This is a genomic window from Burkholderia sp. 22PA0106, assembly GCF_047497155.1.
Classification (GTDB): domain Bacteria; phylum Pseudomonadota; class Gammaproteobacteria; order Burkholderiales; family Burkholderiaceae; genus Burkholderia.
The window spans coordinates 1,095,997-1,110,832 of sequence record NZ_CP163163.1; the positions used below are offsets into that span (position 1 = coordinate 1,095,997).

The 14,836-nt window shown below is 58.9% G+C and carries 12 protein-coding genes; 11 read left to right on the forward strand and 1 reads right to left on the reverse strand.

Annotation, left to right across the window (positions count from 1 at the left end; genetic code table 11):
- The first annotated feature begins 29 nt into the window (after positions 1 to 29).
- Positions 30 to 728 carry a YoaK family protein gene (locus tag AB4850_RS19845; RefSeq protein WP_414445562.1) on the forward strand — a complete coding sequence of 233 codons (699 nt, stop codon included), beginning with the start codon at positions 30 to 32 and terminating at the stop codon, positions 726 to 728.
- A 128-nt stretch (positions 729 to 856) separates the two neighbouring features.
- Here the strand turns inward: AB4850_RS19845 and AB4850_RS19850 are convergent, their stop codons facing one another.
- Positions 857 to 1,543, reverse strand: a complete 687-nt coding sequence (locus AB4850_RS19850; RefSeq protein WP_414444704.1) for a GntR family transcriptional regulator — start codon at positions 1,541 to 1,543, stop codon at positions 857 to 859.
- 188 nt (positions 1,544 to 1,731) lie between these two features.
- Here AB4850_RS19850 and AB4850_RS19855 point away from each other — a divergent pair, with 188 nt between their 5' ends.
- The 10 genes from AB4850_RS19855 (at position 1,732) to AB4850_RS19900 (ending at position 14,493) form a co-directional block, all read left to right on the forward strand.
- On the forward strand, positions 1,732 to 3,069 hold the full coding sequence (locus AB4850_RS19855; RefSeq protein WP_414444705.1) for an MFS transporter: 1,338 nt from the start codon (positions 1,732 to 1,734) through the stop codon (positions 3,067 to 3,069).
- Between the two features lie 74 nt (positions 3,070 to 3,143).
- Positions 3,144 to 4,340 (forward strand): mandelate racemase/muconate lactonizing enzyme family protein, encoded by a 1,197-nt coding sequence (locus AB4850_RS19860; protein WP_414444706.1) that lies wholly within the window; start codon positions 3,144 to 3,146, stop codon positions 4,338 to 4,340.
- A gap of 136 nt (positions 4,341 to 4,476) precedes the next feature.
- Positions 4,477 to 5,682 (forward strand): porin, encoded by a 1,206-nt coding sequence (locus AB4850_RS19865; protein WP_414444707.1) that lies wholly within the window; start codon positions 4,477 to 4,479, stop codon positions 5,680 to 5,682.
- A 628-nt stretch (positions 5,683 to 6,310) separates the two neighbouring features.
- A complete protein-coding gene (locus AB4850_RS19870) occupies positions 6,311 to 6,697 on the forward strand; it encodes a hypothetical protein (protein WP_414444708.1) in 387 nt (128 codons plus the stop codon).
- Between the two features lie 23 nt (positions 6,698 to 6,720).
- Positions 6,721 to 8,220, forward strand: a complete 1,500-nt coding sequence (mqo, locus tag AB4850_RS19875; protein ID WP_414444709.1) for a malate dehydrogenase (quinone) — start codon at positions 6,721 to 6,723, stop codon at positions 8,218 to 8,220.
- 225 nt (positions 8,221 to 8,445) lie between these two features.
- Positions 8,446 to 9,858: a cytochrome ubiquinol oxidase subunit I gene (locus AB4850_RS19880; protein WP_414444710.1), complete on the forward strand. Its 1,413-nt coding sequence runs from the start codon at positions 8,446 to 8,448 to the stop codon at positions 9,856 to 9,858.
- Positions 9,855 to 10,844 carry a cytochrome d ubiquinol oxidase subunit II gene (gene cydB / locus AB4850_RS19885; protein ID WP_414444711.1) on the forward strand — a complete coding sequence of 330 codons (990 nt, stop codon included), beginning with the start codon at positions 9,855 to 9,857 and terminating at the stop codon, positions 10,842 to 10,844. Before AB4850_RS19880 ends, cydB begins: the two co-directional genes overlap by 4 nt.
- Positions 10,845 to 10,869: 25 nt before the next feature.
- Positions 10,870 to 12,330 (forward strand): class II fumarate hydratase, encoded by a 1,461-nt coding sequence (gene fumC / locus AB4850_RS19890; RefSeq protein WP_414444712.1) that lies wholly within the window; start codon positions 10,870 to 10,872, stop codon positions 12,328 to 12,330.
- A gap of 76 nt (positions 12,331 to 12,406) precedes the next feature.
- Positions 12,407 to 13,747, forward strand: coding sequence for a sensor histidine kinase (locus tag AB4850_RS19895; protein WP_414444713.1), 1,341 nt, complete (start codon positions 12,407 to 12,409; stop codon positions 13,745 to 13,747).
- A gap of 56 nt (positions 13,748 to 13,803) precedes the next feature.
- Complete coding sequence (locus AB4850_RS19900) at positions 13,804 to 14,493, forward strand: response regulator transcription factor (RefSeq protein ID WP_414445563.1); 690 nt, start codon at positions 13,804 to 13,806, stop codon at positions 14,491 to 14,493.
- The last annotated feature ends 343 nt before the right edge of the window (positions 14,494 to 14,836 follow it).

The following is a 14,836-nucleotide window of genomic DNA, read 5'->3' on the forward strand; positions in this document are numbered from 1 at the left end:
ACATCATGAAGGAAACAGGAACGAGCAAGATGAATCTGGATACGGCAGGCAAAAGCCGCAGCGTCGCCACCCTCTTGACGCTGTCCGGAGGTTTTCTCGACGCTTATGCCTATGTTGGCCACGGCGGCGTGTTCGCAAATGCAATGACCGGAAACGTGGCACTCCTTGGCATCCAGATATCAGCCGGCAACTGGGTTCAGGCGCAACGGCACGTCCCGCCACTCGTCGCCTTCGTACTCGCGGTATTCGTCGTCCATCTGTTGCGACTCGACATCGTAGCCAACGTGATTCGGCGTCCCGCCCTGGTCTGCCTTCTGCTCGAGATTCTTTTTCTGACGGTAGCCGCCAGTGGCGTGTGTGGACGCGCGGAACTGTGGTTGATCCCGGGCATCACGTTCGTCGCCACCATGCAGACCTTGTCGTTTACGCATGTCGAGAATCTTGCGTACTCTTCAATGATGACGACCGGCAACCTCCGCGGCGCGGCGAAAAGTCTTCTCGAAGGACTCATTCCACGATACGACAGGTTGGCGCTGCACAACGCATCGTTGCTCGGCGGCGCGAGCTTGAGCTTCTTCGCCGGTGCCGTGTTCGGAGGGCTTGCCACCCGGCTGATGCGCGATATGGCGTTGTGGTTTGCCGTTGCGCTTCTGTTGGGCGCACTTTTCCGGATGGGGCAACTGGCGCGCAGCGGCGCCAGCGGCGGGGAAAATCAGGCAGGGAATTGATAATCGCCCCGTTTCGTGCGCAAGCATGAATCTGAATGCCTGCGCACGAGACGGGGACGTCCATTACGGTGTGTCGGATGTGAAAATGCAGCCGATGGTCTCGATCATCATCGTTTCGGACTGCGTATTCAACCGGCCATGCGCTTGGCCAGGCTCATCTGTTCGATGAGATGGCGCCCACCCCCTTCGATATGCCGGGCAACGACCTCGGCGGCGCCGTCCGCATCCTGTGCGCGAATTCGCTCGATCAATTCGCGATGGTCCCGAATGACCGCTTCGCGCCGGCTCAGAGAGCTGGGATAGCGCCGGCTGATCGCACGCAAGAGTTCCCGGTGCCGGCACACTTCGGCAGCCAGGCGGTTGTAATGGCGGGCGTAAATGATGTCGTGAAACTTGGTGTCGAGACGCCCATGCCTGGCCAGATCGCCGAAGTTCAAACGCTCGATCTCTGCCTGCACCGCTTCCAGTTGATTGATGTCGGCGAAATCGACAATCGAAACGAACCAGCGTGTCATCGCGGGTTCGACCAGCATCCGCACTTCCATGATGTCGCGAACGAAGTCCTCGTCGACCGTGCGAACGCGCGCCCCTCGATTGGCCTCGATCAGGACCAGCCCTTCTCCGCGCAACTGCTGGAGCGCCTCGCGGATCGGATTGGTCGAGACGCCGTACTGAGCGGCAAGGTCGCCGACCTTCAGTCGCTGGCTGGATTGGAGGTGGCCGGCAATGATGTCGTCCCGGATCTGCTCATACACCCCCACCTGCTGATTGAGCGCCATTTCCCCCGCCTTTCCGTGTCGATGCGCGTTTTTCATGACGCGCAGTCTACTCCGGCCAGTGGAGCAGTCAACGGACTTCATACGTCAAATTTATAAAATAATGTACGATCCTGGCGAAATTGACACGTAAAAACGCGCATGGAAGTATCCGTCCAGTCCCATATCGTCGCTGATTCTGGCGAATGATCGGACAAGAACTCGCATAGCAATAAATGGAGACGGTCATGCTTCAATCGAAGGAGCCGCAGGTTCCCGGGCGCCGTTGGCGTGTCGGCTCGGTGCTGGCGCTGGGTGTTCTTATCAACTACTTCGACCGGGTGGCCATGCCCGTTGCAGTGCCACAGTTGCAGCATGATTTCAATCTCAATGCCGGTCAGCTCGGATTGCTGCTGTCCGCATTCGCCTGGACTTACGGCAGTCTGCAAATTCCGACAGGAATGGTGCTCGATCGCTTCGGCGTCAAGCATGTCGGCCGAATCAGCGCCGGGTTATGGGGCGTCGCATCGATCATCACGGCGCTTGCGAGTGGATATTGGAGTCTCTTTGTTGCCCGCATGTTGCTCGGCATTGCGGAAGCACCGGCTTTCCCCGCCAGTTCAAAGGCGACAGGCTATTGGTTTCCTCGCCATGAACGCGGGCTTGCGACCGCGATTTTCGATGCGTCACAGAAGTTCGGCAATGCTGTCGGCGTGCCTTTGGTGGCGTTCGCCATTTTCCATTTCGGCTGGCGTGCCGGTTTCATGCTGACGGCGGTTTTCAGCTTTATTTATTTCGCGATTTTCTGGATCGTTTATCGCGATCCCGGCGAAGACAGCCGGCTCAGCGATATCGAGCGTCGCTACATTCAAGCAGGAGGGGGCAGCAAGGAGGGTGTCGAGGCATCCAGCGCCGGCGCAATGCTCGCCTATCTGCTGCGATCGCGCAAAGTGTGGGGGCTGACCATTGGCTTCGCGGCCTACGGATATTCGATGAATCTGTTCACGAGCTGGCTGCCGGCCTACCTGGTGCACACGATGCACGTCAATATCCTGCGCTCGGCGACCTTCACCATGATTCCGTGGAGCTGTGCCACGCTTGTCGACCTGGCGATCGGCGGCTGGGCGATCGACTTCTTCATCAAGCGAGGTCACGACGAAACCGTGGTTCGCAAGACCGTGCTGATTTGCGGAATGCTGATGGGCCTCATGGTGTTCGGCGCGGTATTCACGGTCGATCCTTTCTGGGCGCTGTTCTGGATCACGCTTTCCTTGTGCGGGCTTGCCAGCGCCGCGCCCGCCGGTTGGTCGATCCCCTCGCTCATCGCTCCGCGCGGCGGCAACGGCACGGTCGGCGGAATCATGAACTTCGGCAACAGCATCATGGGCGTGATTTCGCCGACCCTGACCGGCCTTATCGTGATGGAAACCGGATCATTCAACTCCGCGTTCGTCGTTGCCGGCGTCGTGCTGTTGATTGGAATCAGCGCATACGTGTTCGTACTCGGTCGAATCGAACCCGTGCCTGATCTTGTCGCGTCGAGTCAATCAGAGCGATCCGGCTCTGCCTCATTGAGCGAGCGCTGAAGCATTGGCAGGTTGCCGCAAACAAAGCGACAGCCTGGCATACCTGTCCGTTTTCAATTCCCAGAGATTCAAATATGAAAATCACCGATTTGCGTTGCGCGATCATCGGCAAGCACCCTGTCGTGCGCATCGTCACCGACGAAGGCATCTACGGGCTCGGCGAAGCCGAGCATACGAAGCCGTACCTGAAACCCTTCGTGCTGCATTTTCGCGATGCACTGCTCGGCGAAGATCCGACCAACGTCGAACGGGTCATGCTGAAGATCCGCCAACGCGGTTCGTTCAAGCCGTATGGCGCGGCGGTCAGTGCGATCGAACACGCGCTGTGGGACATTGCCGGCAAAGCAGCCGGTGTGCCGGTGTACAAGCTGCTGGGAGGTGCGGTACGCGACAAGGTTCGTGTCTACAACGGCTCGATCCGGATACCGCGTACGGGCGACCGCCCGGAGGATTATGCGGCCGGTCTCAAATGGATGATGGAACGCCCGGAGAAGTTTTCCCTGATCAAACAAGGCATCGGTTTCCATTCCACCATGAAGACCACCGTGCCCGATTTCCACTATGGCCCTGGCCAGACCTCGACATTCCATGGCGCGCTGCATCAAGGGCAGATGAGCGAGCGTGGGATGGCGCATCTGATCGACTGCGTGGCGGCCATGAAAGAAGTGGCGGGGGATAAGGTTTCGCTGGCGCTCGATTGCGGCCCGGGATGGTTTTTGCCCGATGCGATCCGCTTCGCACGTGCCGTCGAAAAATACAACCTGATGTGGCTCGAGGACATGCTGACCGGCGACTATGTGCCGTGGGTCAATCCGCAAGCCTATCGGGAACTGACCACCTCGACAACGACGCCTATCCACACCGGCGAACAAATCTACCTGCGCCACAACTTCAAGGAACTGATCGAGACACAGGCGGTGCGAGTCGTCGGCCCCGATCCTGCCGATGTGGGCGGTATCGCCGAGCTGAAGTGGGTGGCCGAGCACGCCTACATGCATTCGATCATGATGGCGCCGCACGGCACCGCCAACGGATTGTTGGGGCTGGGTGCCCTGATCAATGTGTGCGCGACCTTGCCCGCCAACTACATCGCCTTCGAATACCCGAGTGCCTCGGACCCGTGGTGGAACGACATCGTGATCGGTCTGCCGAAACAGGTCGTGAAGGATTCGATGGTCGATCTGTTACCGGCCCCGGGGCTCGGCCTGGATATCGATGCCGAAGGTGCGAGGCCGTATCTGCGCGACGAAGACGCCGGTTTCTTCGACTGACAGGATTGCCGTCGACGACGGTATCCGTGTCATGGCTTCCGACCTCCGCATCACTGATTTTCATGAAGCTGGCTGATCCATTCGAGCGTTTTTTCTCGATAAATAGTTAGTCATACATACAAAAATTGGAGACGTGGTGAAGCATTTGAAATCGAATGTGGCAGCCGGATCGCTCATCGGCTTCGCGGTGCTTGCAGCTCATGGTCAAAGTAGCCTAACGCTTTATGGAAACGTTGACGCTGGCGTGCAGTACATGAGTGACGTCGGGGTTGCCCGGAACACCGGTTCTGCCGGAACGCCCGTCGTTCTTGCAAGCAAGCCGCGCTTTGCTTTCCTGAGTGGGGGTGCGATGTCGAACCGCTGGGGGTTGAAGGGCATCGAGGATCTCGGCGCTGGGCTTGCGGCCATTTTTCAGCTTGAAAATGGCTTCAACAGCGGCACCGGTGCGTACGTTCTGAGCGGCACCGAGTTCAATCGAGCGGCCTTCGTCGGCCTGTCGAGCCGGCGTTTCGGCACCCTCACGTTCGGCAGGCAGGCCGATGCGATTTCCGGCCTGTTGGTTCTGTATGGGCCGGGTTTCGCGGGGGGCATCAGTACCTATGCCGGCGACCTGTCGAACTACGACACCAGCAATCGAGTCAACAACGCCGTGAAGTACCGGACGCCACTGTACGGAGGCTGGAGTGGCGAAGTGTTGTACGGGTTTGGAAACACCGCGGAATCACTGAACGCCGAGAGCGCGTTCGGCGTGGGCTTCAATTACGTCAAGGGGCCGCTCGCCGGCGGCATCGCTTATCTGCGGATGGACAACAGCGGCGCGACGGGCAATACGTGGTCCGGCTCCGCCGACGGCAATTTCGGCTCGGCGGTCACCACCGGCTTTGTCGGCGCGCGGGCAGTCCAGATCGTGGATTCGGCGGTGAACTACGTGTTCTCCAAGTTGACCGTGGGGGTGAATTACGGATTCACGCAGTATCGGCCGTCGGCGGTTTCACTGTTCAAGCGCATTGTCGGCTACAACTCGGTGGGTGTGGGCATGCGCTATGCATACAGCCCCCAAATCATTGTTGCGGGCAACTATTCCTACACGCGCGGGCAATCCGTTGCCGCAGACGCGCCACTGCCTCGTTACCAGAACCTGGGCGTCTCGGCCATTTATTTATTGAGTCGTCAAACCTCGATCTATGTATTGGGAGGTTATCAGAATGCGAGTGGCTCGACCTTGGATGCCTATGGAAATGTCGTTAATGCGGTGGCCTCGATTGGCGATATCGCGAATAGTTTTCCGGCCGGATCGCATAATCAGGTCGCACTCCGGATCGGAATATTGAATAAGTTTTAGGGTGTGGCGGCTGTAACCTGGTGGTGTCAATAATCAAGTATTCCGCCAAAGAGAAATAACAGGTTATTTCGCGCTCCGTGAAAATCTTCCTGCATCGTTCATTCGGCATGGCACGACGAACCGCGTTTCGCGTGCATTGCCGAGCACCGCTTTCATCGGCCCCGGCCGTGCTCGCGTCGGGCTGCGCGGTCATGAGCGTCGGGCGTTCTTCCGCGCTCGGACGCAGGTAGGGTTTCCTCATTTCCATTCCCTTCCTTATCAAGAGTATTGAACTTGATAATTAACCATTGGCTTAAGAAAATTGTTTAAGCACTCCATGAAGAGATGCGGGGAATTGTGGGTGGGCAGTTCGGCAGGGAAGATTGGTGTGATGAATCCGCTTTGAAGCAATTCAAGGTAAACATCGAAAGGTAATTACTAAACTCGATTTGAATTGATCTGCTATCTACTGAAGATAGGAACTAAATGGATGAGAAAAAATGAGGAAGCCCGTAGGTGAAAAATGTTTAACTTTCGAAAGGATGCTTTTAAAATTCCGCTGCTGTATTGTCCGCTTTCATGCCTTTTTCCTTTATAGGATTGCGCATCGAGCAAAAATTATTTAACAGAATATTGGGTGGAGAGTGCAATGATCAGATGTGTTCGAATCTGGACCGGCAGTGATGGCGACTCGCTGTTCGAGGAAGGCTTGATTGATCTCCCGAAGGGAGAGCGGGGCGACGTGCTGAGTGAAACCGTCGACGTGGTGTCCATCTCGTTTCGCGAGACACGTGCGGGTGGGGCTTTCGAATGGCACGACGCACCTGCTCGCCAATTCGTCATCACGCTGAGCGGGACGCTCGAGTTCACCACGCGATCGGGTGCGACATTCACCATCGCGCCAGGCGATGTGCTGCTTGCCGAGGACACGACGGGAAGCGGCCACCGCTGGAGGCTCGTCGACGACGAGCCGTGGCGGCGCGCGTATGTGATCTTCACACCGTTCTCCACCCCCTGTTTCGTAAAGAAAGACTAGTCATCTTGTCGACGGAGTTTCAGATGAGTATTGAGAATACATTTAGGAATGCTGATGTCGTTCTGATCGGCGCCGGCATCATGGGCGCAACTGTCGGTACGGTGCTGAAGGAACTCGATCCGTCACTGTCGGTGGTGATGTTCGAAACCTTGCACGACTGCGCGCTCGAAAGCTCGGATGGTTGGAATAATGCGGGCACCGGGCACGCCGCCAATTGCGAGTTGAATTACACCCCCGAGTTGCCCGATGGCAGTGTCGACATCGCCAAGGCGCTCGAAGTCAATGTTCAGTTTGATACGTCTCGGCAGCTGTGGGCCCACCTGGTCAAAACCGGGAAAATAGCCGATCCCGCGGCGTTCATTCATGCCTGCCCGCATATGAGTTTCGTCACCGGCGAGGCGAATCGGAAATTCCTGCGCGAGCGCTTTCGAGCGATGTCCTCGCATCATTGCTACGCCGGCATGGAGTACAGCGAGGACAGCAAGCAGATTGCCGAATGGGCGCCGTTGCTGATGGAGGGGCGCGATCCGGCAACGCCGTTGGCCGCGACCCGCATGGCGACCGGCTCCGATGTCGACTACGGCGCGCTGACCCATCTGCTCGTGGCGCAACTGGCCGGCCAGTCAGGATTCTCGGTGCATTACCAGCATCGCGTCGTGGGCCTGGCGCGTCACGAAAGTGGTGCCTGGCAGGTCGAGGTGGAAAATCGCGAAACGGGCGAAATCAGCATCACGCTGGCGAAATTCGTATTCATCGGCGCCGGCGGTGCATCGATCGAACTGCTGCAGAAATCGGGCATTCCGGAAGGACACGGTTACGGCGGGTTTCCGGTCAGCGGGGTGTGGCTGCGCTGTGACGTCGATGCCGTTGCGCAACGTCACCACGCCAAAGTCTACGGCAAGGCGGCCCATGGATCGCCGCCGATGTCCGTACCGCATCTGGACACCCGGGTGGTCGGCGGCAAGCGCTCGGTTCTGTTTGGGCCTTATGCCGGGTTCTCGACCAAGTTTCTCAAGGAGGGCTCCTATTTAGATTTGTTCAAGTCGGTGCGGCCCGCCAACATTCTTCCCATGCTCGACGTTGCGCGACACAGCCTGCAACTCGAAGAGTATCTGGTCGGGCAGATCGTTCAGACGCCGCATCAGATGTTCGAAACCCTGCAAGGCTTTTATCCCGGCGCCAGAGAGGAAGACTGGACCGAGGCGGTGGCTGGGCAACGTGTGCAGATCATCAAGGCCAATGGCAAGGGCGGCGGTGAACTGGAGTTCGGCACGGAACTCGTCGCGTCGCAAGACAAGTCGATCGTGGCCTTGATGGGCGCATCGCCCGGCGCGTCGACGGCGGCTCATATCGCGCTCGAAGTGCTGCGTACCTGCTTCTCCGATCGAATGACGGATGGCGATTGGCTGCCGCGCCTGAAGCAGATCATCCCGACTTATGGGATCGATCTGAAGCAAGACGGAGAGGCATGCCGAGAAATCCGCGCCCATACCGCGGCGGTGCTCGGGCTGGAAAACGTCTGACGCGGCAGTGTGCATGAGTTTCGACCCGGCCGATGAACTGGCAACGCATTCCATTCGCACTGCGAATGTTCTTCGCGCCGGGGAAAGCAATGATGCCGGCTACCGCAATATCGATATCAATCAACGCAGACGTAGGTGGCGCTCGCCACGAATCTACGTGGACACAGCACGACTCGCCTCTGCTCGGGCGGCTGTCCGGCTGAAAATCGGCTCAAGGAAAGCCACATGAACCTCACCGCACTCGTGCTGTCGCGAATCCAATTCGCGGCGACCGTGTCGTTTCACATCATTTTTCCAGCTTTCACGGTAGGGCTGGCTGCGTGGCTCTGTGTGCTGGAGGGGATGTCGCTGACGACAGGGCGTCCAACCTATCGGCGTCTGTTCGATTTCTGGCGCGGCATATTCGCGGTTGCGTTCGCGATGGGTGTGGTGTCGGGCATCGTCATGGCGTTTCAGTTCGGCACCAACTGGAGTGAACTCTCACGGCGAACCGGTGCGATCCAGGGGCCGCTGCTGGCATATGAAACGTTCAGTGCTTTCGCGTTGGAGGCGAGCTTCTTCGGCATGGTGATGTTCGGCCGGAACCGCTTGCCTCGATGGCTGTACTTCTTTTCCTGTTTGATGATGGCGCTCGGTACGACCTTGTCCTCGTTCTGGATCATGGTCAACAACAGCTGGATGCAATACCCGGTTGGTTTCGTGATGGACGCGAAGGGTGTTTTCACGCCGACCGACTGGCCGGCCATCATCTTCAGTCCAGTGATGCTCGTGCGCTTCCCGCACATGCTGCTCGCTGCCTATCTCACGTCGGCGTTCTGCATCGCCGCCACCGGCGCGTGGCACGCCCTGAAGGGGCAGTTCGAAGCCGAGTCGCGCACCATGATGCGCATGTCGCTTGGCCTGGCTGCCGTGCTGGTGCCGTGTCAGTTGCTGTTCGGGCACCTGGTCGGCGACTATACGCACGATAAACAGCCCACCAAGTTCGCAGCGATAGAAGCGCGCTGGCACGACGAGCAACCGGCGGCGGAAGTATTGATCGCCTGGCCCAACGAGAAGACCGAATCGAACGATTACGCGATCAGCATCCCTTACCTGGGTAGCCTGATCGGCTCGATGAGCCTCACGTCAAACGAGGTCGGGCTGACCGATTGGCCGAAAGCGGATCGCCCCCCGGTGGCAATCCCATTCTTCGCATTCCGAATCATGGTCGCGTGTGGGCTGCTGATGCTGGCACTCGCCTGGTACGGGAGTTGGCAGGTGGTACGCAAGCGTGCTCAGGTCAGCCGTTGGTTGCTCTGGACGATTTTCCTGTCCTTTCCTGTTGGCTTCATCGCGACCTTGACGGGTTGGTTCACCGCCGAAGTGGGTCGACAACCCTGGACGGTGTTTGGTCAATTGCGTACCGCCGATGCGGCCACGCCGACTTTGAGCAGTCCGGAAGTCGGCGCCACATTGATCCTCTTCTCGGTCATATACAGCGTGATCTTCCTGTTCGGCACGATCTACATCTATCGCTTGCTCAAGCGTGGCCCAGCCGGTGTTTCTGCACCGGCAGCAGCGGGAACGAACCCGAAACGTCCTTTATCGCTGGCGAGCGAGGGCGTCGATTCGAATCGCAAATCGGAGACGCTCGCATGATGCTCGATTTCTGGGTTGCGGTGCTTGTTCTGACCACGTTTCTGTACGTATCGCTCGACGGTTTCGACTTGGGCGTCGGCATGTTGCTTCCATGGGTTCGAGACGCGTCGGAGCGGGACCGCATGCTGGCGTCGATCGCACCCGTGTGGGATGGCAACGAGACCTGGCTCGTCATGAGCGCGACGGTCATGTTCGCGGTATTCCCACTGTTTTACGCGACGTTGTTGTCGGCCTTTTATTTGCCTCTGATGGTCATGTTGGCCGGGCTGATTTTCCGAGGCGTTGCCTTTGAATTCCGTGACCGAAGCACGCGCACCCGGCCGTTGTGGGACAAGGGATTCATGATCGGATCCTACGTCGTGGCTTTCATGCAAGGCACGACCGCGGGCGCGCTGGCAAATGGCTTGCCGATGAGCGGGCCGAATTACATCGGCGGCGCTTTTGGCTGGCTGTCGCCCTTTGCGCTGTTCTGTGGTTTGGGCTTGTGTTTGGGATACGCGCTGATCGGCGCCGCCTGGCTCGCCTACAAGTCGCGCCGCACCACGCAACAATTGGCCTTTCGAATGCTGCCTCGCCTGCTGGTGGGTGTATTGGGATTTCTTGCGGTGGCGTTCGTCGCGACCTTGCTCAGAAACACGCCCCTCATGCAGCGCTGGATCGATCACCCGACACTGTTTCTGTTTCCGATTGAAGCCCTGGTGATCAGTGCGTTGATGGTAAGAGCCATCGGCGCGCGTCGGGAGTTTGCACCGTTCCTTCTCACCGTGGCGTTGTTTGCGGTTGGGCTCGGTACGTTCGTCGCATCGTTCTATCCGTACCTGATTCCGTTCGCCATGACGACCACCGAAGCCGCAGCGCCACCGTCGAGCCAGTCGTTTCTGTTCTGGGGGGCGGGTGTCTTCGTGCTGCCGATCACGATTTTATACACGATGTTCATTTACTTCACCTTCAAGGGGAAGGTGCAAGTGAATGGTGAAGAGTACTGACCTTCTCTATCAAGGAACACTGAACATGACGAACGCCAACCTCGGCCGCCCCGTCCTGGCGGATATTGCAATCGGCCTCAATGCCTCGGGTACCCGCGAGGAATTCGACAGCATGGGAAAGGTCTCGGTGCCCGCCGAAAAATACTGGGGCGCGCAGACGCAGCGCTCGCTCGAGCATTTCTCGATCGGCGACGACCGGATGCCCAAGGCGGTCTATCACGCCTATGGCACGGTGAAGAAGGCATGTGCACTGGTCAACCAGGCGGCCGGGCGGCTGCCTGACTGGAAAGCCCAGGCCATCGTTCATGCCGCCGACGAAGCGATCGCCGGCCGGCTCGATGCGCATTTCCCGCTTTATGTTTGGCAGACCGGGTCGGGCACCCAGTCCAACATGAACGTGAACGAAGTGCTGTCGAACCGTGCGATTCAATTGCTGGGCGGCACGCTCGGCACGCAGCAGCCGGTGGGCCCCAACGACGACGTCAACATGGGCCAGTCATCCAACGACAGTTTCCCCACCGCGATGCATATCGCCGCCGTCACCGTGATCGACGAGCGTCTCGTGCCGGCCCTGAGCCGGCTTGCCGCCACCATCGAACGCAAGGCGAGCGGATGGATGAACGTGATCAAGGTGGGGCGTACCCATCTGGAAGACGCGACGCCGCTGTCGGTCGGGCAGGAATGGTCGGGGTGGGCCGCGCAGCTGCGGACCTGCATCGCGGAGATCGAACGCAGCCGCGAAGGGCTCTACGAACTGGCGCTCGGCGGCACCGCGGTCGGCACCGGCCTCAATGCGCCGGCGGGATTTTCGAAGAATGTGGCGGCGAAGATTGCCGAGCTGACGGGAAAGCCGTTCGTGACGGCGCCGAACAAATTCATGGCGCAGGGCTCGCTGGACGCCATGGTGCGCGCCTCCGCGGCGCTGCGCGGCGCCGCGGTGTCGCTCATGAAGATCGCCAACGACATGCGCTGGCTGGCGTCGGGCCCGCGTTGCGGGCTGGGGGAACTCACGCTGCCTGCCAACGAACCCGGTTCGTCGATCATGCCGGGCAAGGTCAATCCGACTCAATGCGAAGCGATGGTCATGATCTCGATCCAGGTGATCGGCGAGGACACGGCGGTCGCCTTTGCGGGGAGCCAGGGCAATTTCGAGCTGAACGCGATGCGGCCGATCATCATCAACAACTTCCTGCATTGCGCGACGATTCTCGCCGATGGCTGCGAAAAGTTCCGGACCTATTCCGTGGAAGGCACCGATCTCGATCACGACAGGATTCAGGCTTACCTGGACAACAACCTCATGCTGGTGACGGCGCTGTCGCCGGTGATCGGTTATCAGAACGCCGCGCATATCGCCGAGGATGCGCAGGCCACCGGTTCCACGTTGAAGGCCGCGGCGCTCAAATCGGGCAAGGTCAGCGAATCCGATTATGAAAAATTCATCAACCCCGCCGCCATGATCGGTGAGGGCACCGGGGGGGCCTGATAAACGGTGCTCACTTCGTTGCCTCCCGATCAGGACGGAGTGTGGCGGGTTGGCTTCGCGACTTACGACCATGTTCATGCTCAAATCGCTTCGTAACCAACTCGTCCTCGCCATTGGCGTGATGATCAGTTTGTTTGCGTTGATGCAAGGCGCGAGCTCGTACCACTTTTCGAAAGCCGGTACGGCCGCGCTGCTCGACCGGCGCATGGCCTCTCTGGCCGTCCGCCTTCGGCTCGATTTCGACACGCGCAGCGTGACGTTCTTTCGGGTTTCCACGCCCCCGGACAAGCATGATCTCGTCATCGTCGTATGGAAAGACGACGAATCGAAACCCGTCTATTCCAACAACCCGGATTTGCTGTTGCCGCGTGACGCCCGGCTCGGTTTCACCAACCCGACTCTGTTCGGAGAGAAGTGGCGGCTCTACACGCGCAGCCGCCCCGGCCAGCGGGTCCAGATTGCGCAACGGATGTCGGTACGAGCAGAAATGGAGACGCGGTTGGCGACCTGCTCGCTCTGGCCGATCGTCGTGCTGATTCCATTCGTTTGGATCGCCGTGCCGATCGTGGTGAGCCGGTCGCTGCGACAGGTGAATCGGCTTGGCAATACGGTATGCGCGATCGACGTGAACTGTCTGGAAGCGTTGCCGCTGACTCGGGTGCCCGATGAACTGCTGCCGTTCATCCGTTCCATCAATCTGATGATCGAACGTCTCGCTCATTCGATCGAAACCGAGCGCCAGTTTATCGACAACGCCGCCCACGAACTGCGAACGCCCATCACGGCCTTGCAATTGCAGGCCGACAATCTGCAACACGAGATCGGATTGGGCAGTCTGGAGCGCTTTCGCGAACTGCAAAGCGGCATTACACGCAGCAGTAACCTGATTTCTCAACTGCTGAGATTGGCTCGTGCCGATACGCCCCTGTTGGGCAAGTCGATGGCATCGGCGATGGCGAGCATCGACGTTGGCCCGACCATCGTGAATGCCATTGCCGATGTGTTGCCGACGGCAATACAACGACGCATCGATATCGGCGCAGACGAAATGACCGATGCGCGAGTGCGGATGCTCGAGCTGGATATCGACACGGTGGTCCGGAACCTGGTCGGGAATGCCGTGCGGTATACGCCGGACGGCGGCAGGATCGATGTATCGACCCACGTACGGGGCAAGACGGTCGATATCACGGTCAAGGACAGCGGGCCGGGCATCGATCCCAAACTGCTGCCGCGCGTATTCGATCGTTTCTTTCGCGCCGATGTCGGCGGCGACGGCAGCGGCTTGGGTCTGGCGATCGTCAGAGCCATCGTGACTCGCTACGACGGGACGGTGCAGCTGCACAATCGCAGCGACGGGCAGTCCGGGATCATCGCCATGGTGAGCTTGCCGATGGAACGTGATGGCGCCGCCTGAGGCCCCACCGATTCTGCGGCGTTCGGCCGTTCATGGTGTTTTTGAAGGTAATGGAAATGCGAGTTTTGCTAATCGAAGACGATGTACAGATCGGTCAAGGCCTGCTGCGCGCATTGAAGAATGCCGATATCAGCGTGGACTGGGTACGTGATGGGGTGGCCGGGCTACGTGCCACCGACGACGCGGAGTACAGCGTCGTGCTGCTCGATCTGGGTTTGCCCGGCATGGACGGCATGGAACTGCTGAAATCATTGCGAAAGGCGGGTAATGCCGTGCCGGTTCTGATCCTGACAGCGAAGGATGATCTCGATTCACGGGTCGAAGGCCTCGATGTCGGGGCAGACGACTATATGTTGAAGCCGCTTGCGGTTCCCGAACTGCTGGCACGAATTCGTGCCGTGATCCGGCGGAAGGCGGGCTATGCCTCCTCGCGTCTCGGCAACGAATCCTTCGGCCTCGACATGGACAAACGCACACTGACGTGCAACGGCAGCACGTCGGTGTTGTCCGCACGCGAGTTCTCGTTGATGTTGGCGTTTCTCGAAAGGCCGGGAACGATCCTGTCGCGCAGGCAGTTGGAAGACCGCCTGTATGGCTGGGGAAAAGAGGTCGAGAGCAATGCGATCGACGCCCTGATTCATTCGGTGCGAAAGAAGTTCGGTGGGTCCGTGATTCGCAATGTGCGCGGACTCGGGTGGACCGTGATGCTCGACGATGTCGGCAACGACCTGGCGTTGGTTCACTGACGCACCGCCTGGATCGCTCATTCTGCGCTCATTCTTCAACGCTACGATATGTTGTATCGACGCACTGTCAGGGCAGTGAGCGATCCTTGAAGCGTGAGTTTTTTTGAGGATCGTATCGCTGGGTACGGCCCTGGGCATGTCATCGCTGAAGCATGATGGGTGGCGATCAATCGATTGATCAGGATAACGATTGATTGAAAAGGCGCGATGCGTCGTGATGCGGTGTGTAGATGAACCTTCCAGAAGCACTGATTTTTACAACTCGACATTCCATGCTGAAACGCATTTCTATTGCGGCGCTGCTCTGTAGCCTGAGCTTGAGCCTTGTCGGATGTGTGGTCGC